The organism is Micromonospora sp. URMC 106 (assembly GCF_051386395.1).
GTDB lineage: Bacteria > Actinomycetota > Actinomycetes > Mycobacteriales > Micromonosporaceae > Micromonospora.
This window is the reverse complement of record NZ_JBPQTP010000004.1, coordinates 87,178-107,382: the sequence shown is the minus strand read 5'-3', so window position 1 is coordinate 107,382 and position 20,205 is coordinate 87,178. Positions and strand designations below refer to the sequence as shown.

14 protein-coding genes are annotated in these 20,205 nt (G+C 73.5%); 9 read left to right on the top strand and 5 right to left on the bottom strand.

All coding sequences use genetic code 11. The annotated features are described in order from the left end of the window. Window positions 1–71: 71 nt before the first annotated feature. From ACSNOB_RS02375 to ACSNOB_RS02365, 3 genes are all read left to right on the top strand, one after another. Window positions 72–602, top strand: a complete 531-nt coding sequence (locus tag ACSNOB_RS02375; RefSeq protein WP_436684912.1) for an adenylate kinase — start codon at window positions 72–74, stop codon at window positions 600–602. A 234-nt stretch (window positions 603–836) separates the two neighbouring features. Continuing rightward, on the top strand, window positions 837–1,664 hold the full coding sequence (locus ACSNOB_RS02370; RefSeq protein ID WP_436684911.1) for a peptidoglycan-binding domain-containing protein: 828 nt from the start codon (window positions 837–839) through the stop codon (window positions 1,662–1,664). A gap of 106 nt (window positions 1,665–1,770) precedes the next feature. Beyond that, window positions 1,771–2,769 carry a radical SAM protein gene (locus tag ACSNOB_RS02365; RefSeq protein ID WP_436684910.1) on the top strand — a complete coding sequence of 333 codons (999 nt, stop codon included), beginning with the start codon at window positions 1,771–1,773 and terminating at the stop codon, window positions 2,767–2,769. A 79-nt stretch (window positions 2,770–2,848) separates the two neighbouring features. On the opposite strand, the gene ACSNOB_RS02360 is transcribed toward ACSNOB_RS02365, so the two are convergent. After that, window positions 2,849–3,781 (bottom strand): DUF817 domain-containing protein, encoded by a 933-nt coding sequence (locus ACSNOB_RS02360; RefSeq protein WP_436684953.1) that lies wholly within the window; start codon window positions 3,779–3,781, stop codon window positions 2,849–2,851. A 173-nt stretch (window positions 3,782–3,954) separates the two neighbouring features. Beyond that, window positions 3,955–4,893: a DMT family transporter gene (locus tag ACSNOB_RS02355; protein WP_436684908.1), complete on the bottom strand. Its 939-nt coding sequence runs from the start codon at window positions 4,891–4,893 to the stop codon at window positions 3,955–3,957. Between ACSNOB_RS02355 and ACSNOB_RS02350 the strand changes: the two genes are divergently transcribed. Then, complete coding sequence (locus ACSNOB_RS02350; protein ID WP_436684906.1) at window positions 4,892–6,298, top strand: PLP-dependent aminotransferase family protein; 1,407 nt, start codon at window positions 4,892–4,894, stop codon at window positions 6,296–6,298. The genes ACSNOB_RS02355 and ACSNOB_RS02350 overlap by 2 nt on opposite strands. Window positions 6,299–6,476: 178 nt before the next feature. On the opposite strand, the gene ACSNOB_RS02345 is transcribed toward ACSNOB_RS02350, so the two are convergent. Together ACSNOB_RS02345 and ACSNOB_RS02340 are read right to left on the bottom strand one after the other, a co-directional pair. After that, window positions 6,477–11,939, bottom strand: coding sequence for a carboxyl transferase domain-containing protein (locus ACSNOB_RS02345; protein ID WP_436684904.1), 5,463 nt, complete (start codon window positions 11,937–11,939; stop codon window positions 6,477–6,479). 193 nt (window positions 11,940–12,132) lie between these two features. Next, window positions 12,133–12,663 carry an SRPBCC family protein gene (locus ACSNOB_RS02340; protein ID WP_436684903.1) on the bottom strand — a complete coding sequence of 177 codons (531 nt, stop codon included), beginning with the start codon at window positions 12,661–12,663 and terminating at the stop codon, window positions 12,133–12,135. Between the two features lie 114 nt (window positions 12,664–12,777). On the opposite strand from ACSNOB_RS02340, the gene ACSNOB_RS02335 reads away from it, so the two are divergent. Then, complete coding sequence (locus ACSNOB_RS02335) at window positions 12,778–13,176, top strand: effector-associated constant component EACC1 (protein ID WP_436684901.1); 399 nt, start codon at window positions 12,778–12,780, stop codon at window positions 13,174–13,176. Continuing rightward, window positions 13,176–14,510, top strand: a complete 1,335-nt coding sequence (locus ACSNOB_RS02330) for a caspase family protein (protein WP_436684899.1) — start codon at window positions 13,176–13,178, stop codon at window positions 14,508–14,510. Before ACSNOB_RS02335 ends, ACSNOB_RS02330 begins: the two co-directional genes overlap by 1 nt. A gap of 177 nt (window positions 14,511–14,687) precedes the next feature. Here the strand turns inward: ACSNOB_RS02330 and ACSNOB_RS02325 are convergent, their stop codons facing one another. Beyond that, the gene (locus ACSNOB_RS02325) at window positions 14,688–16,031 is read right to left on the bottom strand and encodes a glycoside hydrolase family 18 protein (RefSeq protein WP_436684897.1); all 1,344 of its coding nucleotides are present in this window, start codon (window positions 16,029–16,031) and stop codon (window positions 14,688–14,690) included. Window positions 16,032–16,255: 224 nt separating this feature from the next. Between ACSNOB_RS02325 and ACSNOB_RS02320 the strand changes: the two genes are divergently transcribed. From ACSNOB_RS02320 to ACSNOB_RS02310, 3 genes are all read left to right on the top strand, one after another. Further along, window positions 16,256–17,626: an outer membrane protein assembly factor BamB family protein gene (locus tag ACSNOB_RS02320; protein WP_436684895.1), complete on the top strand. Its 1,371-nt coding sequence runs from the start codon at window positions 16,256–16,258 to the stop codon at window positions 17,624–17,626. Between the two features lie 132 nt (window positions 17,627–17,758). Beyond that, on the top strand, window positions 17,759–18,649 hold the full coding sequence (gene sigJ / locus ACSNOB_RS02315; RefSeq protein WP_436684894.1) for an RNA polymerase sigma factor SigJ: 891 nt from the start codon (window positions 17,759–17,761) through the stop codon (window positions 18,647–18,649). A 78-nt stretch (window positions 18,650–18,727) separates the two neighbouring features. Continuing rightward, window positions 18,728–19,885 (top strand): NAD(P)/FAD-dependent oxidoreductase, encoded by a 1,158-nt coding sequence (locus tag ACSNOB_RS02310; RefSeq protein ID WP_436684892.1) that lies wholly within the window; start codon window positions 18,728–18,730, stop codon window positions 19,883–19,885. The last annotated feature ends 320 nt before the right edge of the window (window positions 19,886–20,205 follow it).

The window sequence follows — 20,205 nt, the reverse complement described above, 5'->3', positions numbered from 1 at the left end:
GTGATCACCATCCGATCCGAGGTGCGGGCGCCGGCCGGCACCCGACTGCGTCGAGGGCGGGGGCTGCCGCGATGAGCGGCCCGTCCCGCATCCTGATCTACGCGGTGTACGGCGCGGGCAAGTCGACCCTCGCGGCGCGGCTGGCCGAGCGCCTCGGGTTGCCGTGGTACCCGGTCGACGACCTGCTCTGGCAGCCCGGCTGGGTCGAGGTGCCGCTCGCGCGGCAGCGCAGCCGGATCGAGGAGATCTGCCGACGCGACCGCTGGATCCTCGACGGGGCGTACCACGGGTGGCGGGATGTGCCGCTGGCCCGCGCTGACCTGGTCGTCGGCCTGGACTACCCCCGGTGGCGCTCCTTCTGGCGGCTGCTGCGCCGCACCGTCCGCCGGCTGCTGACAGGGGAGGAGATCTGCAACGGCAACCGCGAGTCGCTGGGCAGCGTGCTGTCCCGGGACTCGATCCTGGTGTGGCACATCTGCGCGTTCGGTCGGGCCCGGCGGCGGATGCGGGCCTGGCAGGCCGATCCGTCCGGGCCGCCGGTACTGCTGTTCCGCTCCCCAGCGGCCCTGGAGCGCTGGCTGGCGGGTCTGCCCCGTCGGTGAGGTCGCCGGCGCTCCCCGGTGCCGGGTTCGCCGTCCTTCGGCGATCGGCGGACCGGTGATCCGGGTCCCTTCCGTCCGTTGAAGTTTTCTGCCAGGATGCATCGATACATGGAAGACTTTCTTCCTTGCGGGGTGCTCGTCCGCCGGGCTGGCGGCGGCCACCCTGCCCGCCGCCGCGACCCTCGTCGGGCCTGTGCCGCTGGTGTGGGCCGCGTCCATCCTTCGGGAGGAAAAGTGCTGACCAGGAGAAACCTGCTGACCACCGCCGCTGCTGTCGCGGTCGGGTCGGCGGTCACGGGGCAGGCCGCCCAGGCGGCCCTTCCCGTGGTGGACATGGAGGCGCTCATCAAGGCCGCACAGATCGATCCGCGTCGGGCGGACACGGCGATCACCGTCGGCAGCAGGGAGAGTGTCCTGCAGGTGGAGCGCGCCCTGCAGGCCCGGGGATTCCTCGCCGCCACGTACGTCGACGGTCACTTCGGCACCAGCACCGTCGCGGCCTACGCCGCCTACCAGCGCTCGCTGGGATACTCGGGCCTCGACGCCACGGGCCTTCCCGGCCAGACCTCGCTGCGGCTGTTGGGCGAGCAGCGTTTCACGGTGACCCGGGTGCTGTCGCCGGGCAGCGTCGTGGCCTTCCGCGGTGTGCAGGTGAACACGCGTACCAGGGCCATGTTGCTGGAGGCCGAGCGGCTGCTCGGCGCGCAGTTGACCATCACCCAGGGCTCGTACAACGTCAGCAACCCGGCCTCTGCCGGCACCCATGACGGGGGCGGGGCCCTGGATCTCTCCGTCAGTGGCATGTCCACCACCTACCGGACCAACGTCGTGCGACAACTGCGCCGGGTGGGCTTCGCGGCCTGGCTGCGCACGCCGGAGCAGGGAAACTGGCCCTACCACATCCACGCCATCGCCCTGGCCGACACGGACCAGGCCGTGAACGCGCAGCACCAGGCCGGCGACTACTACCTCGGTCTCAACGGGCTGGCCAACCGGGGCGCCGACGACGGCCCGGCCGTCACCCCGAAGGTGTCCTGGGAGGAGTACCTGCGGACGACCTGATCCGGCCGGTGCCGGGGGAGACAGGTAAGGCGGTCGGCAGGCGAGGCGGTCCCTGCTGGTTTCATCCGGTACGTTCCGGGCATCCGGTGACATGCCGGCCGACATCATGGATCCCCCACTGCCGTCACACCTGCAGCTGGAGATCACCTCGGCGTGCAACCTGCGCTGCATGATGTGCCTGGTGCGGTACCGGCCGCCGGTGAACAAGCTCGCCGGCGCGATGCGACCGGAGCTGTTCCACCGGCTGCTGGGGGAGATGCCGGGGCTGCACCGGTTGACCCTGCAGGGCCTGGGCGAGCCGCTGCTGTCGCCGTACCTCATGCAGATGATCGAGGCGGCCGTCGCGCGGCGCATCACGGTCGGTTTCAACACCAACGCCACCCTGCTCACCCGGCGCCGTGCCGAGGAGTTGGTGGCGAGCGGGGTCGACTGGCTGCACGTCTCGCTCGACGGCGCCCGGGCGACCGCCTACGAGGCGGTCCGCGACGGCGCCGACTTCGACACCGTGGTGGCCAACCTCGCCGGCCTGGTACGGGCCAAGCGGGCCGCGGGCAGCGCCACCCCGTGGCTCCGGGTGGTGTTCGTGGCCATGCGGGACAACGTCACCGAGCTGCCGGAACTGGTGCGCCTGCTCGCCCGGATCGGCGTGGACGAGCTGCACGTGCAGAACCTCTCGCACAGCTTCTCGGACGCCGATCCGGCCGGTCGGTACGACGAGATCCGGCAGTTCACCACCGACCAGGCGCTGTGGGCCGGTACCGATTCCGGCCGCGCCGCCGACGCCTTCGCCGAGGCGGGCCGGGTGGCCCGGGAGCACGGGGTGCGCATCCGTCTGCCGCAGGCCGGCGTTCCGGCCGCCCCGAGCCCGCCGCCGGAGCGAGGATGTTCCTGGCCCTGGGACGCCGCCTACATCACCAGCGCCGGCGTCGTGCAGCCGTGCTGCATGGTGATGGGCGACGACCGGGTTTCGCTGGGCCGGCTGGGTGAGCAGAGCTTCCCGCAGATCTGGCACGGCGAGGCGTACCGCGAGTTCCGCCGGCGCCTCGCCGGTGAGGATCCGCCCGAGGTGTGCCGGGGTTGCTCGCTGTACCGGCGCACCTTCTGACATCTCCGGGGGGCCGGGGTGCTCCCCGGTCTGCGCGCCGGCTGGGTCCTTTCCGCGGCAGCACCCGCGAGGATCCGGCTCAACCCGTCCGGGAGACCGGGGGAAGCTCCGCCGTGTCGGCGCCCGTCGCCGCGGCCGCCTGTCGGTCGTCAGGCGGCCGCGGGGGCGAGATCCAGGTGACCATCACGACCGAGATGATCATGAGAAGGAACCACGACGCGAGCTTGGCCGGCGAGACCGGGTGCCAGCCGCCCAGCTGGCTGGGGTACAGCCAGGCCTGTGACCAGGTGGCGATGTTCTCCGCGAGCCAGATGAAGAGGGCGACGAGGAGAAAGGCGAGCAGGAGCGGCATGCGCAGACGCGACCGGAAGATGCGGAAGTGCATGACACAGCGTCCGAACACGAGCGCGACGACGGCGATGAGCAACCATCGGATGTCGAAGACGTAGTGGTTGGTGAAGAAGTTGGCATAGATCGCGGCGGCCACGACGGCCGTCGTCCAGCGCTTCGGGTAGCGGTCGAAACGCAGGTCGAACAGCCGGTTGACCCGGACCAGGTAGGAGCCGACCGCGGCGTACATGAAGCCGCTGAAGAGGGGCACCCCGCCGAGCCGCAGGACGCCGTCGGGGGCGTAGGACCACGAGCCGATGTGGGTCTTGAACAGCTCCATGGCCGTGCCGACGAGGTGGAACAGGATCACCACCCGCAGTTCGCGCAGGCTTTCCAGGCGTCCGGCCACCATTGCGATCTGGATGCCCACCGCGGCGAGGGTCAGGAAGTCGTTGCGGGCGAACGCCGCGTCCTTCGGATACCAGAGATGCGCCGCGAGGATGACCGCGAGCATCGCCCCACCGAACACGCACGCCCAGGCCTGTTTGAGCCCGAAGACCGCGAACTCGGTCAGCCAGGCGGCCGGTCCGCGCCGGGGCAGCCGCGCCAGGATCGCGCGGAAGCGGGCATCGATCGCACGTTCGGCCGTGGTCAGGGCGGCCGGTCCGGACGGGGTACGCATCGCCCCGACGCTAGCGTGCCGGCAGGTCGAGCCGGCACGACCGCGTCGCGGTGCGGCGCCTGCTCGCACCCCGGCGACCACGGGGCCGCGATCCGGGTGGACGGTGGAGCGGCCGCGTGGGCCTGCGACCATGCCGAGCGGCGTGCCCGCGAACCCGGCCGGGGCGAGGCGGCTCACGCCTCTGCTGCGGCGGGTGCCGGTGCGCCGTCGCGGGAACGCTGGGTCAGGACGACGCAGGCGAGCACCACGGACGCGGCTCCGACCGACGCCGGGGGGACGGCCTCGCCGAGCAGCAGCGCCGACCAGACCAGGGTGAGGACGGGCTGGGTGAGCTGGATCTGCCCGACCTGCGCGATGCCGCCGCGAGCGAGGCCCGCGTACCAGGCGAAGAAGCCCAGGAACATGGAGACCGCGGTGAGGTAACCGAACGCCGCCCAGGAGACGGCGCCCGCGTGCGGCGGGTGGACCGCGGCGGCCACGGCCGTGCTGGGCAGGGTGACGGGCAGCGAGAGCAGCAGCGCCCAACAGATCGTGCGGGCGCCACCCAGCTCGCGGGCGAGCGCGCCGCCCTCGGCGTATCCCAGGCCGCACAGCACGACCGCCGCGAGCAGGTACAGATCGGCGAGGGCCGGGGCGCCGCTCACCGTGCCGCTGACGACCAGGAAGGCCAGCACCGCCAGCAGGCCACCGATGCTCGCGACCCAGAACAGCGGCGGCGGACGTTCTCCGGCGCGTAGCACCGCGAACACCGCGGTCATGGCGGGCAGCACGGTGATGACGACCGCGCCGTGCGCGGAGGTCTGCGTCGTCAGGGCCAGCGAGGTGAGTAAGGGGAAGCCGACGACGACGCCGAGCGCGACGATCGACAGGCGCCGCCACTGGCCGGGGTGGGGTCGCGGCGCGCCCGTGGACCTCAGGTACGCCCAGGCCAGCAGCGCCGCGCCGACGGCCCGGCCGAAGGCGACGAACCAGGGGTCGAGCTCATGCACGGCAACGCGGGTCATGGGCAGCGACATGCTGAAGCCCAGTACGCCCAGCGCTCCGAGGACGAGCCCGAGGGTGCGGTCCGTTGTTACCGTGCTGGTGGCAGTAGCGCTACTCTTCCCTCTCATGGACAACGGTAGCGCAGTCGAGCGCGTCATCCAAGATCTGCGCGGGCTGGTGGCCGGCGCGGATCCCGGGGACCGCCTGCCGTCGGTGCGCGAGCTGACCGCGCGGCACCACGCCTCCCCGGTGACGGTCACCGAGGCGATCCGTCAGCTCGCGGCGCAGGGGCTGGTCGAGGCGCGGTCGGGCAGGGGTACGTTCGTGGCCGCCGCGCCCACGCGGCAGCGCGTGTCGGACCTGTCCTGGCAGACGGTCGCGCTCGGCCCCCGCCCAGCGGGCGAGGAGGACATGCAGGCGTTACTGGCGTTACCGCCCGCAGGCGCGATACCGCTGTCCGGCGGCTACCTGGACCCGGATCTCCAGCCGGCCGCCGCGCTCGGCGCCGCGCTCGCCCGAGCCGCGCGGCAGCCCGCGTCGTGGCAACGCGGTCCGGCCGAGGGGCGGGAGGACTTGCGCGCCTGGTTCGCCCGCGAGACCGGCGGCGGGCTGAGCGCGAGCGACGTGGTGATCTGCCCGGGCGGGCAGGCCGCGCTCTCCTCCGCGCTCCGCGCGCTCGCCGCCGCGGGGGACACCCTGCTCGTCGAGTCGCCGACCTACCTGGGCGCGCTGGCCACGGCCCGCGCGGCCGGGCTGCGTGTGGTGCCCGTTCCCGCCGACGCCGACGGCGTGCGCCCCGACCAACTGACCGCCGCGTTCGCCCGCACCGGCGCCCGGTTGTTCTACTGCCAGCCGCTGCACGCCAACCCCACCGGCGCGACCCTGGCGGCCCACCGCCGCGCCGACGTCTCCGCCGCCGTACGCGACGCCGGGGCCTTCCTGATCGAGGACGACTACGCCCGGGACCTCACCGTCGACGGCGAAGCCCCCGCCCCGCTGGCCGCCGACGACCCCGACGGACATGTCATCTACCTGCGCTCCCTGACCAAGTCCGCCGCGCCCGGGCTCCGCGTCGCCGCGATCGGCGCCCGCGGCCCGGCCGGCGCCCGGCTGCGGGCGGCCCGGCTGCTCGACGACTTCTTCGTGGCCGGCCCGCTGCAACAGGCCACGCTCGAGTTCGTCACCTCGCCGGCCTGGGCGCGGCACCGGCGGGCCGTGCGCGCCGCGCTGCGGGCGCGGCGCGGGGCGCTGCTGGCCGCGCTGGCGCGGCACCTGCCCCACCTCGCCCCGCCGGCGGTTCCGCGAGGCGGCCTGCACCTGTGGGTCCGCCTGCCCGACGGCACCGACGACGTCGCACTGGCCGCCGCCGCGGCCACCGAAGGCGTCGTGGTCTTTCCCGGGCGGCCGTGGTACGCCGCCGAACCCCCGGCGCCGCACCTGCGCCTCACCTACGCCGCCGCGCCACCGGACCTCATGGACGAGGCCGTCCGCAGGCTCGCCCGCGCCCTGAGCAGCCGAACGGCATCCGCCTGAGCTTCGCCCTCCGCGGCACAGTCGCTCACCGCCGCCGCGAGCACGTCCGCACGGGCACGGGTAGCCCGCAGGGTGCGCACGGTCCGCGGGAGCCGGCGGGGAGCCGCGCCGAGCCGGGCCAACCTGACGGCGGCCCGGCTCGACGTCGCGGCTCGCGCCGGCGACGGGGACCGGGGGGTCAGCGCAGGCGGGCCTCGATGGCCTCGATGATCCGTGGGCGCAGTTCCGCGGCGCGGATGACGGCGTCGACGGAGCCGACCTCGACGGCGCGCTGGATGTTGTGTACCCGGTCGAACTCCGCGGCCACCTCGCCGAGCTTCTCCGCGCGGACCGCCGAGCGGAGCTCGTCGAGCTCCGCGGTCAACGCGGCGCGGTCGGCGCCGGAGGCGGCCGCGACGCGGGCCTCCAACTCCCGCACGCGCGGGTCAGCCGCGGTACGGGCGTTGACGTCGCCGGAGAACACCACCGCCGCGGCGGGGGCGCCGCCGAGCACCGAGGCGAACGAGCCTTCCAACGCGAGCACGGTCATGTTCGGGTTCAGCGCCTTGGAGAACACCACGAACGCGCCGCCGTGGTACCGCGAGATCACGCAGAACACGATGGGCCCGCGGAAGTTCACGATGGCGCGGCCGATCTCGGCGCCGTACTCCAGTTGCAGCTTCCGCATCGACTCCGGCGAGCCGTCGAAGCCCGACAGGTTCGCCAGCACCACCACCGGCCGGTTGCCGCTGGCCGCGTTGATCGCCCGCGCGGCCTTCTTCGACGACCGCGGGAACAGGGTGCCCGCGGTGTAGGTGTCCGGGCCGTCGGTGGGCGGGAAGCCGCGTCGCGGCACCGACCGTGACTCGATGCCGAGCAGGCACACCGGCATGCCGCCGAGGTGCACGTCCTGCACCACGGCGGTCTCCGCGTCGGCCATGCCCGCCCAGCGTTCCAGCACCGGGTGGTCCTGGTCGGAGAGCGCCCGCATCACGGTACGGATGTCGAACGGCTTCTTGCGATCCGGGTTGGCCTCGGCGGAGAAGATCTCGCCGACGGTGGTGAAGTCGCTGCCCGCCATGGCGTGCGGGAAGTCGGAGATGTCGCGGTCGGCGGGATCGGTCGTGGTCGCCCGCCGGGGCGCCTCCTCGCCGGGCGCGACATACGTGTGGTCGTAGTACGACATCAGCACGTCCCGCGCGGCGACCAGGTTCGGCGCCCAGTACTGCGCCTGCCCGTTCGGGCCCATCACCCGGTCGTAGCCGCCGATGCCGAAGTTGTCCTCGGCCGACACGCCGCCGGAGAAGTCCAGCGACTGCTTGCCGGTGAGCACCATGGCCGAGTCCGGCGTCATCACCAGGATGCCCCTGGTGTGCATGAGCATCGTCGCCTCGGCGTTCCAGTACGGCTGGGCCCCGACGTTGATGCCGGCGACCACGATGTTGATCTCGCCGCCGTCCTGGGTGAACTCGACGATCCGCTTGAGCGCCGCGGCCACCCAGTCCATGTTCTCCGTGCCGGACTCCATCGAGATCCGCGCGCCGGAGGAGAGCGCGTACCACTCCAGCGGCACCCGCAGCCGCTCGGCCAGGTCCAGCGCGGCGATCACGCGGCGGCACTCCGGCTCCGACAGCGCTCCCAGCGACTTCGTCGGGTCGCCGAGCAGCACGACCCGGGTGACGCCCTCCGGGTGCCGCGGGGTCGGGGTGGTGACCACGCCCGCGACGATCGCCGCCGTGTTGCGGCCCTTGGGCCGGTCGACCGGCACCAGCGCGTGGTTCGCGTCGAGGTCGTGCTCGACGAAGTCGCCGAGCAGGCCGGTCAGCTCGTACGGGTACACCGTGTTGCGGCTGCTCGCGCGCAGCACCTTCTGCCGGTAGTCGTCGAGCGGCTCGATCGGCTCGTCCGACGGCTCGCCGACGGTCAGCTCGGCACCGCCGGTGGCGTCGAAGGAGATGCGCACGGCCATCTTGGTCAGCTCGCCGGTCCTCCGGTCGCGCTGCCGCGCGATGAACAGGATCTCCTCCAGCCCGGCACCCGCGGTCGTCGGCCGCACGCGCCCGGCGATCATCTCCAGCTCCGCGCGGGTGAGCTCGCTCGGCGGCCAGACGTAGACCACGATGCGGTTGGTGGGTAGGCGCTTCTTCGACGGTCGCCGCGACTGGGCGCGCCGGATGGAGTCGAGGCAGGTGGCGATCGTGTCCTCGGCCGTCGGCAGGGCGACCAGCCTGCCGTCGTGCTCGCGCAGCTCGGTCAGGTCGCGTACCTGCGCGAACGCGACGAGCCGGTCGTCCGACGGGTTCTCCCGCGCCACGCACTGGAACAGGTAGACCTCCTCGTCCGACGACGGCAGCCGGGTGAGGTCGAACTTGCGCAGCCGCTCCAGCTGCATCCGCTGCGCGATGTAGGGGTGCAGGCCGCGAACCAGCCGCTCCTCCGTCATCCCGGCGGTCGACGGGCGGAACGTGAAGTGGTGGTGCATCACCGCGCCGCTGCGGCCCGCGACGGTGGTGGTGAGTCGGCGGACCTGGTTCGGCAGGGGGTGGGCGCTGACGACCTCGTGCAGCGCGGCCGCCATCGCCTCGGAGCCCTCCGGCTGGTTCTCCCAGGCCAGATAGATGTCGGCGTCGACGGCGTCCTCGCCGCCCGCCAGCTCCGCGAGCCCGCGCAGCGCGCTGCCCAGCGCGTCGAACTTCACCGCGGCGGAGACCACACACGAGTCCGCCCGCTCGGCGACCACGAAGGTGCAGCCCGCGACCTCGCGGGTGCGGACGCTGGTGAGGCCCTTGTTGCCGTAGTACCGCCGGGTCAGCACTTCCAGCATGACCGTGTGGTCCAGGGCGTCGCGGACGAGCCGCTGGCCGAGCAGCCGCACCAGGGGCTCGGTGCTGCGCACCATCTCGGCGATGCGTTCGGCGCGGTCCGGCGCGTCCGGGTGCGCGTCCAGGTGGCGCAGGTGCTTGCGGACGCCCGCGTAGACGCGGGCTCGGTTGCGGCGGAGCAACGGCTGGCCCAACCAGGCGAACACCACGCCGCGCGCGAGGTCGGCGACCACGGGGAAGCGGACCTGCGTCGCGGCCACCAGTCGCTCCAGCGCCAGACCGGCGGGCTCACGCAGCGCCTCGTCCGGCGGCGGCTCCCGCAGCCAGGCGCGCAGCAACGTCGCGACGACCGTCGCGTCGGCGGACGCGCGTTGCTGGGCGAGGAAGATCCGGAACACCGCGGCCTCGAGTTCGGGGGAACGCTCCAGGTCGGTGACGCCGTAGTGCCCGAGCGCCTTGGCGAGCTTGGCCTGGAACGACTCCGGCAGCCCGGCCCGCTCCACGTCGAGGCACTGCAGGTAGGTGTGGAAGTACTCGCGGGCGCTGTAGACGTGGCCGCCACCACCGCCGTCCTCGCCCGCCGGCCGGTTGCGGCTCAGCTCGGCGAGGTCGGCGAACACGTCGACGAGTTCGAACTCCTCGGCCAGCGGTCGGTAGCCGTCCTCGGTGGCCGCCCGGCGGGCGGCGAGGTAGTCGTCGAGCGTCCGGCGGTCGTCGTGCGGGTCGACGTCGAAGCCCAGTAGCAGGCTGCGCAGGTCCTCCTGGCCGCGCGTGAGGCGTTCCAGCGCCGGAACCTCCCCGGTCGCGGCGGGCAGGTCCAGCTCGACGGACTCGGCGGCCGAGGTGTCCTCGGCGTCGGCGTCGTCGGCGAGCGGCTCCAGTCGCAGCAGCGGGGCGCCGGTCTCCACCTGGCTGCCCACGGACACGGCGCATTCCCTCAGCCGCGCCCGGAACGGCGCCCGCAGCACCGTCTCCATCTTCATGCTCTCCAGCACCAGCACCGGCGCGCCCGCCGCGACCTCGGCGCCGACCTCCAGCGGCGTGGCGACGACCAGCGCGGGCGCGGGGGAGCGGACGACGCCGCCCTCGTCGCGGCTGACCCGGTGCGTCACACCGTCCACCTCGACCAGGTGGACCGGCCCGTGCGTGCCGGTGAGCAGGCGGTACCGGATGCCGTTGACGACGATCTGCCCGGTGTGCCGGTCGAAGCGCTCGAGCTCGACGTCGGCGGTGCGGACGTCGCCTCCGGCTTCGAGGCCCACCCGGAACCGGTGCGCGCCGACCCGTGCGACGCGCACGCGGTAGCCGACGCCACGCAGCTTGAGGTCCAGCGGCCGGCCGCTCTTGTGCTGCACCTGCGGGCGTCCGCCGAACGCCGTGGACAGCAACCGCTGCCGCTCGGCGCGTTCCTCCTCCTCGTACGCCTCGATGGCGGCCGCCGCCAGCGCGACGGCGGAGTGCCGGTTCGAGACGAGCCTGCCCTCGCCGCGGACCCGGTCGATCCAGCCGGTGTCCGCGCTGGCGTCGATCACCTCGGGCTGGTCGAGCAGGTCGAGCACGAAGCTCTTGTTCGTCGCGCCGCCCTCGATGATCACCGTGGTCTCGGCCATCGCCCGGCGCAGCCTGCCGAGCGCCTCGTCACGGTCGCGGCCGTAGGCGATGATCTTCGCGATCATCGAGTCGAAGTCGGCGGGAATGGTGTCGCCCTCGCTGACCCCGGTGTCCACCCGGATGCCCGGCCCGGCCGGCAGGTCCAGCCGCGCGATGCGGCCGGGGGAGGGCGCGAAGTCGCGGTCGGGATCCTCGGCGTTCAGCCGGGCCTCGATGGCGTGCCCGCGTTCCGCCGGCGGCTCGCCTTCGAGCCGGCCGCCGGCCGCCACCCGGAGCTGCGCCTTGACCAGGTCGAACCCGGTGGTGCACTCGGTGATCGGGTGCTCGACCTGCAGGCGCGTGTTGACCTCGAGGAACGCGAACAGCTTGTCGCCCGGATGGTAGAGGAACTCGACGGTCGCCGCGCCGCGGTAACCGACCGCGACGGCCAGGCGTTCGGCCGACGCCTTGAGCTCGGCCGCCTGCGCGGGGTCGAGCACCGGCGAGGCCGACTCCTCGATGACCTTCTGATTGCGTCGCTGCACCGAGCAGTCGCGGACGCCGAGCGCCCACGCGGTGCCCTCGCCGTCCGCGATCACCTGCACCTCGACGTGCCGGGCGCCGGTGACCAGACGCTCCAGGAACACGACGCCGCTGCCGAACGCCCGCGCGGCCTCCTGGCTGGTGCGCTCGTAGGCGTCGGCGAGCTCGACCTCGTTGGTGATCACGCGGATGCCGCGCCCGCCGCCGCCCGCGGTCGCCTTCAGCATCAGCGGGTAACCGATCTCGGCCGCCGCCGCCAGGGCGGCGTCCAGGGTCTCGACCGCGCCGCGGCTCCACGGCGCGACCGGCACGCCGACCTCCTCGGCGAGCAGCTTCGCACCGATCTTGTCGCCGAGCCTGCGCATGGCCTCCGCGCTGGGGCCGACGAAGGTGACCCCGACCTTCTCGCACAGCTCCGCGAACGCCGGGTCCTCCGCCACGAAGCCCCAGCCGACCCACGCGGCGTCGGCGCCGGTCTCCACCAGCGCGCGCTCCAGCACCTTCAGGTCGAGGTACGGGCGCGCGAACGCCGGACCCAGCTCGTAGGACAGGTCCGCTTCGCGGACGAAGGTGGCCGTGCGGTCGACGTCGGTGTGCAGGGCGACGGTCTCGATCCGCGTCCCCGTCTCCGCGGCCAGGTCCCGTACGGCGTGAATGAGCCGCATGGCGGCCTCACCACGGTTGACGATGGCGACACGACTGAACACCCGACCGAGCCTTCCTGTGGACCAACGATGTGCGCGCCGCGACACGGCGGCCTCTGGCAGTGTTCACCATTCCGCCGGCAACTGAGAACCCCTGCTTCGCCGATCCACCGGCTCGCAGCGCCGTGCCGCAGCTCCAACCGGTCAGGGTACGGGAGCCGGTCGGCGGGCCGGGCGGCGCGCGGCGCCGCCGTGGTCAGTGCGGCTGCTCGGCGAGGTTCCGGATGCCCCGCAACGTGGCGGTCATGCCGTCGCGCAGGGCGGTCAGCCGATGTTCGATGATCTGCTCCTCGTTCTCGGGGGCCCGGTCGATGAACAGGCTGAGCCCGGTGCGGCCGGGGCCGATCCGTACGAGGTGCGACAGCCGGCAGCCGTCCTCCTCCGGGTTGAGCCGGAACTGCCAGGTGGCGGCCGGGTACGCCAGGTCGACGGGACCGCCGCCGAAGCGGTCGTCCGGGTCGAGCACCACCCAGCCGAAGACCTCCGGCTCGTCGAACCGCACGACCTGCGAGACGGTTCGCCACTCGCCCAGCAGGGGGTGGTGGTTGTGCCCCTCGAACCGGGCGCCGAGCGCTGGCCCCCGGTCGCCGTCCAGCCAGCGCACCCGGCGCAGCTCCGGACTGAACCGCGCGGGCAGCTCGATGTCCGTGACCAGTCTCCACACCCGGGCCGGATCGGCCGCCAGGTGGAGGTCGCACTCGACAGTCGGACCGTCGACGTAACGCACGGCACCCTCCTTCGTCCTCGTCCTCGGCACTCCGGATCCTCCCACCGCACCCGTCGCCGCGTGGATCGACGTCGGTGATTCGATGTCGGCGGCGACTACGCGGCGATGGGTACTGTGACCGAAAGGTCACCGGACGGTCGGGAGGTCGTGGTGCGGGTGCGGATCGCCGTGGACGGCGGCGAGGAGATCCACACGCTGTATGTCTGGCTACGGTCCGATCTGGAGCTGGCGCGGGGCGCCGAGGTGTGCGCGGTCGCGACGGACCCGACCCGGATGGGCGCGCTGGAGGTCATCGACATCGTGCTCACCCAGGCCACGAGCCTGTCCGCGCTCGCCCTCGCCGTGGCCTCCTGGCGGCAGTCCCGCTCCCGGCCGGAGCCCGTCACGATCACCCGGCCGGACGGCGGGACACTGACCATCGGCGACCCGCGGCAGGTGGACGCCGAAGTCATCCGGGCCTTCCTGGCCGACGACGCCACCGGCCCGGGCGAGGGTCCACGGCAGGTCGGGTGATGGGCCGTCTGTCGGACCCGGCCGAGTCGCGCGCGGTCCTGATCGGCGTCTCGCGATACCAGCAGATGGACGAGTTGCCCGCCGTGGCCGCCAACGTCACGACGCTCGCCGGGCTGCTGACCGATCCGACGGTGTGGGGCCTGCCGGCGGCCAACTGCGCCGTCGTGCTCGATCCGTCGTCGAGCGTGGAGATCCTGGAGCCGATCCACGAGGCCGCCCGATCCGCGCGGGACGCGCTCGTCGTCTACTTCGCCGGCCACGGACTGCTCGACCAGCACTCGCGGCTGTATCTCGGCCTTCCGCAGGGCAGCCCGGCGCGCCTGCACCACGCCGTGCACTTCGACGAGATACGCCGGGAGGTGGTGCTGACCGCTCGTCGGTGCCGGGCGAAGGTCGTCATCCTCGACTGCTGCTACAGCGGCAAGGCCATGACCGGCTACATGTCGGCCCGTACCGCCGACCCCCCGGTGGTCGACGGCGCCTACCTGATGACGGCCACCGCCGAGGGGACCCTGGCCGTGGCCCCGCCCGACGCGGACTACACGGCGTTCACCGGGGCGCTCGTGGAGACGCTGCGTGACGGGGTGCCGGATGGTCCCGACCCACTCGACATGGAGACGCTGTTCGGCCACGTCGAGCGGAAGTTGAGCGACCGCGGCCTGCCGACGCCGCAACGCCGCAGCCGCAACGAGGGGCACCGGATAGCCATCGCCCGCAATCGCGCCCCCACCGCCGTACCCGCCCCGCGGGTTCCGTCGGCGCCGTCGCGACACCCGGCGCGGCTCGCCGCCGCCGGCGGCGCGGCGGCGCTGCTCCTGCTGGTCCTGCTGCTCGCCGCGCAGCAGGTGGGGATGTTCTCCGACGCGCGCGAGCGGGGTCGCCAGGTGCCGGACCTCGGGAAGGCGCCGTCAGCGACCGGCGTCGGGACAGCGACTCCCACACCGACCCGCGGACAAATGTCGCCGACGACGTCGAGCCCGGCCCCCGTCCCCGGGCCGAACCAGCCCGACCCCGCGCTGAACCAGCGGGTGACCGTCGGTGTCGGCGACACCGGCCGCACCTCCGACGGGACGGTGGATGTCGGCGTGACCTACAACAGCCAGGACGGCATCGGCTTCTTCGTGTTGACGTCGGCCCTCAACTGCACCGTCAACGGCTCGACCGTCGGCGACTCGGTCGTCGTCCCCGAGCTGTCGGGCAGCTGGATCAGGGTTGTCGTCCTCAGGTCCATCCACCCGACCGTCGACGCGCGGGATCCCACCTTCGACATCCCGGTGGTCTTCTCGATCACCCGAGGCACCGGCGCCAAGCCCAAGAGCGTGCCCTGCGGATAGGTTCGGCCTGACCGTCCGCGGCACCAACAGCTCTAACGGGTGCGACGGCGACGCGGCCCGGCACGCGGGCACCCGTGGGTGGGGCAAGGCGCGGGGGAGGTGCCGCGGAGACCCGGGTGGCCCGGGTCTCCGCCGACGGGGTGGTGACGCCCCGTCCCCGGCGCCCTCCGAGCAGCGCTACGGTGTCGTGAGTCCGAGGCTGATCGTCCTGGTCAACGTGGCGTTGTCGTCGTCGCCGTCCAACGACCAGACCATCGCTCCGGCCAGGCCGGCCCGCCGGATGTACAGGGTCTTCTGCAGCACGACCGCTGGATCGTCGTACGTCCAGAACGTCGTGCCGTCGAACAGCCAGGCGTGCCCGGCACGAAGGTCGCGGTGGACGGTGAAGCCGCTGCCGGCCAGGGTCCTGAGCCGCCGGTAGTCCTCGTACCCGGCCTCGAAGGTGGCCGGCGCGGGCCCGGCCGCGGGCTGGAACAGGCCGTTGCCACCCCCGGCGACGCCGGTCCAACCCCGACCGTAGTAGGGGATGCCCAGGACCAGCTTGTCGCGCGGGGCGCCGCGGGCGATCCAGCCGTCGATCGCCACCTCGACGGAGAAGTCCGGGCTGTCCGGCGCTCCCGCCGGCACGCGCAGCGCCGACTGCTGGTTGGTCACCGCGTCCCAGCCGCCGTGGAAGTCGTATCCCTGCACGGTGGCGAAGTCCAGGTACCGGAAGATCTTGCGACCCTCGTACCCGGCGTCCATGGTCGCCGGGTTGGCCGGCAGGAAGGCGGTCAGCGGGTAGTGCTTGCGGGTCTCGCGGCCGTACGCGTCGAGTTGCCGGCGGAACTCGGCGAGCAGCTTGGTGAAGTTCTGGCGGTCCTCCGGGCGGACCACGTTGCCCGGCTCGCCCGGCCAGTTCGGCCACTCCCAGTCCAGGTCGATGCCGTCGAAGACGCCGGCGGCGGCCCCCGGGCCGCCGCTGCCGCCGTCCAGGACGGGGAGGTTGCCCTTGAGGTAGAGATCGATGCAGGAGGCGACGAACGCCCGGCGGGAGGCGTCGGTGCGGGCGGCGTTCGAGAAGTACGTCGACCAGCTCCAGCCGCCCAGTGAGATCAGCACCTTCAGGCCGGGGTGCTTGGCCTTGAGCTTGGCCAGTTGGCCGAGGTTGCCGTTGAGCGGCTCGCCCCAGGCGTCGGCGACGCCGTCGACGCTCTCCTCGGCCGGCACGGGACGCTGGTAGTCGGCCCAGGCGTCACCCTCGCCCGGCCCACCGTCGACGTAGCAGCGCCCGTCCTCGCTGACGTTGCCGAAGGCGTAGTTGACGTGGGTGAGGCGGCTTGCCGCACCGGACGTGTCGAGCTTCTTGACCGGGAAGGCCCGGCCGTAGATGCCCCACTGGGTGAAGTAGCCGACGCGGTGGTAACCGGCACGGCGGTCCGGGCTGCCGTCCGCGCTCGCCGCGGTCGGCGGTGCGGCGGTGACCAGTACGGTCGCCAGGGCGACGAGGGCGGTGAGGCGGCGGTGGCGGGATGGTCGCATCGGCACTCCCACGACGAGGGACGGAATTAGTAAAGACACCTTTCTGATTGATGAAGCTAAGCCGACCACGATCGACGGTCAAGGTCCGCCGGCGATCCGCCCACTGTGGGCCGCGCCTGCCGGGGCGCCGGGCCGGGTCGGTGAGGGTCGCGACCGCACCGCCCCGTCGCCGGGTGCGGGCGGGTCCTACCGTGGGGCCTCGCCACCGATCGAGGGAGAGACCGTTGTCGCCGTCGTACCGCCCACCCCGCTGGAGCCACGCCGGCGTGGCCCTGAGCCTGGTCGTCGGGCTCGCCGCCTGCACCCGGCCCCGGGCGGAGCCACCGGAGCCGCCGGGGCCGAGCGTCGAGGTGAGCCAGGAGAGCCTGCGGGGCAGGGGCACCCGACCGGGACCGGAGGGCCCGGAACCGGTTTGGTCGGTGTCGGTCGGCCGCCTCGACCAGCAACTGGCGCAGATCGGCCAGGTGGTCGTCGTGCCCGACGAGCGGGAGCTGCGTGGGGTGGACCGGTCCACGGGGCAGGAGCGGTGGCGCCATCCGGTCTCGACGAGCTACCAGTACGCGGTCGCCGACGGTCTGGTCGTCGTCAGCGCCAGTGACGGAGGGCCGCTGGAGGTGCTCGACCCGGTCACCGGCGCCACCCGCTGGCGGGCCGGGGACACCGAGGACGTCGTCGTCCAGCAACGGGTCGTCTACAACAGGGAGTGCGCCGGCGCCGGGCAGTCGGCGAGGTGTGTGGTCATCGCCCGGGACGTGCGGGACGGTCGTCAGCTCTGGAAACTGCCCGCCGACCGGTTCGCCCGGGTGAGCGACGTGGCGCTCGGTGCGCGCGCGCCGTACGCCCCGCCGACCGTGCCGTACGTGGCGGTGCGGCTGAACTCGGCCGCCCGCGCCTACACCGCCGTCGCGACGGCCACCGGTAAGGCCGGCGCCGGGCGGTTGCCGAACCGCGCCTGGTACGGCTTCGTCGTCGGTGACCTGCTGGTGGCCACCGACAACGATCCGCCCCGGGGTGACCAGCGGTGCACGGTCAGCATCGCCACCGTCAACGCGGCCACCGGTGCCCGAGGCTGGTCCGGTGAGGTCTTCAGCGGGCGCAAGGAGGACGGCGAGTGCGCCAAGCGGCTGGCGAACTACCGGAGCGGGCTGGTCCTGATCGGGGCCGGCACCCGGCTCGTCGCGGTCACCGCGGCCGAGCGGCCGCAGCTGGTCGACCTGCGCACCGGCAAGGTGCGGTGGGAGGCCGCCACCGCCGGCGTACCCATCGACGGAGACGGCGGCTCCGTGCTGGTGCGGCGCAACGCCGACGAGGGCGAGCTGGCCCTGCTCGACATGGCCACCGGCGCGCCACGGTGGACCGCCCCGGATCCGGGCCTCTCCGGTGCGTCGGCGAGCTGGCGCTCGAGCGTGATCGGGCGGCTCGTGGCGGTCAGCGGCGAGACGGACGGCCGGCCGGCCGTGCTCGTCTACGACGTGCCGACCGGCCGTCAACTCGGCCGATACCCCGGCTGGCTCGCTGGCGCCGGGGACGACTGGGTCGCGGTGAGCCGTGCCGGGGGACCGGAAGGGATCACCCTGGACCTGCACACCTTCTGAGCCGGGCGCCCGACCGGCCACGGTCGCCGACGAGGGCGACACGTCGGCCGGTCGCGGCGCGGAGGGGGAAGCCCGCGCGACCCCGCAGGAGCCGGGGAATCCACGCACGAAGCCATGGCGGACGCTGGTGGCGTGGATGACGACGTGTTGGCGCGGTTCGAGGCGAACCGGTCGCGGCTCTTCGGCCTCGCGTACCGGATGCTGGGCAGCGCGGCGGAGGCCGAGGACGTCGTGCAGGAGTCGTATCTGCGGTGGCTGAAGCGCGACGCCGCCGCGGATCCGGTGGACGTGCCCGAGGCATGGCTGACCACGGTGGTGACCAACCTGTGCCTGAACCAGCTCGGTTCGGCCCGGGCGCGCCGGGAACGGTACGTCGGTTCGTGGCTTCCGGAGCCGGTGCTGACCGGCGACGGCACGCTCGGTCCGCTGGAGACGGTCGAGCAGCGCGAGTCGGTGTCGCTGGGCCTGCTGGTGCTGTCGGAACGGCTGACGCCACGGGAGCGGGCGGTCTTCGTGCTGCGGGAGGCGTTCCAGCACTCGTACCGGGAGATCGCCGACATCCTGGACGTCGACGAGGCGCACGCCAGGCAGCTGCACCGGCGCGCCGGGCAGCAGTTGGACCGGCCGCGTCGGCGCCGGTCGGTCGACGGCGGCGAGCACGCCCGGATCGTCGAGCGGTTCCTGGCCGCGGCGCTCGACGGCGACGTCGCCGGCCTGGAGGCACTGCTCGCCGATACCGTCGTGAGCTGGGCCGACGGCGGCGGGGAGGCCGCGGTGGCGCGGCGGCCGGTCCGCGGCAGGGACCGGGTGGCGCGGTACTGGCTCGGCCTGGGTGGACGGCCGGAGGCAGCCGGCGTCCGGGTACGCGTCGCCGAGGTCAACGGCGAGCCGGCCGCCGTCTTCACGAAGGACCGCGACCTGCTGGCCGTCGTCGCCCTGGAGATCGCGGAGTCGCGGGTCACCGCCGTCCGCCTCCTGGCGAGCCCGGCCAAGCTCGGGTTCGCCGCGTCGCAGCTGGCGTGAGCGGGGTCACATCCCGGCTCGTCACGGATCGACCCGGTCGCCGGTTCAAGCCACCGACGACCACACTGGGGAGGAACCATGACGCACCGCATCGTGGTGGCCGGCGCCGGCTACGCCGGACTGACCGCCGCCAACCGGATGGCCCGACGGCTTCGGGGCACGGACGCCACCGTGACCCTGGTCAACGCGCGGGACCGTTTCGTCGAGCGGGTCCGGCTGCACCAGCTCGCGGCCGGTCAGCGGCTGCGTGACCTGCCACTGCGCGACCTGGTCCGCGACACCGGCGTGCGGCTCGTCGTCGCCGACGTGACGGCCGTGGACCCGGCCGCGCGGGCCGTTCGGCTGGGCGCCGCGCCGTACCGCATCGAGTACGACACGTTGGTCTACGCCCTGGGCAGCGTCGCCGATCTCGACGGCGTCCCCGGCGCGGCGGCCCACGCGTTCGCCGTCGCCAGCTTCGACGCCGCCGTCCGGCTGCGTGACCACCTCGCGGACGACCCGCCGCGTACCGGCGTGCTGGCCGTCGTCGGCGGCGGCCTGACCGGGATCGAGACCGCCGCTGAACTCGCTGAGGCGCACCCGGCGCGACGGATCGCGCTGGTGACCGCCGGAGCGCTCGGCGAGGGCCTGTCTGCGCGCGGCGGAGAGTATCTGCGTCGAGCGCTGCGGCGCGTCGGCGTCGCGGTCCACGAGGGCACCTCCGTCACGGAGGTCACCGATCGGGGGCTGGTGTTCGGCGGCGGGACGGACCTGGCCGCGGACGCCGTGGTGTGGGCCACCGGCTTCCGGGCTCCGGCGCTGGCCCGCGCGGCCGGGTTCGGCGTCGACGCGCGCGGCCGGATCACCGTCGACGAGACGCTGCGGTCGACATCCCACCCCCAGGTGTACGCGGTGGGCGACGCGGCGGCGCTGCCCACCCCGGACGGGCGGACGTCCCGGATGTCGTGTCAGACCGGCCTGCCCATGGGCGTGAGCGTGGCCGACATCGTCGTGGCCCGGCTGACCGGTCGTGAGCCGGGGCCGGCCCGGGTGCGGTACGTGTGGCAGAACATCAGCGTCGGCCGCCGCGACGGGCTCACCCAGTTCGTCCGGTCCGACGACAGCCCCGTCGCCGCGATGCTCACCGGTCGGGCCTCGGCCCGGTTCAAGGAGACCGTCACCCGCGCCACCGTCCAGAGGGTGCGCCGGCCGGGCCCGCACCTGCCGTTCGCGCGCTTCGGGCCGTCAGGTGGCTGAGCGGCGCCGGTCGTGGTGCGCCGGCGGCGGATCCGTTTCCGCTCCACCGCCGAGGTCGCCGCCCGTTGCCGGAGGTGGCGGCTGAGCCCGGTGCGAGGTCCGTGGCAGTGTCACGTGACCGCTGTATCCGGGCCCCAGCACGATGGCCGCCCGGTTGGTCGGAGGGGCGCCGACGGCGCTGCTCTCCACCGCCGGTATCGCGGGAGCGAAATCCGGCCCGCCCAGGTCTCCGGCGTCCGCCGCGTCACCGTCTCCCATGACCGCTCCTCCTGTCGTCGGCTCCGCGCGTGCCCGGGGCCGGAGAGCCCGGCGTGTGGGCC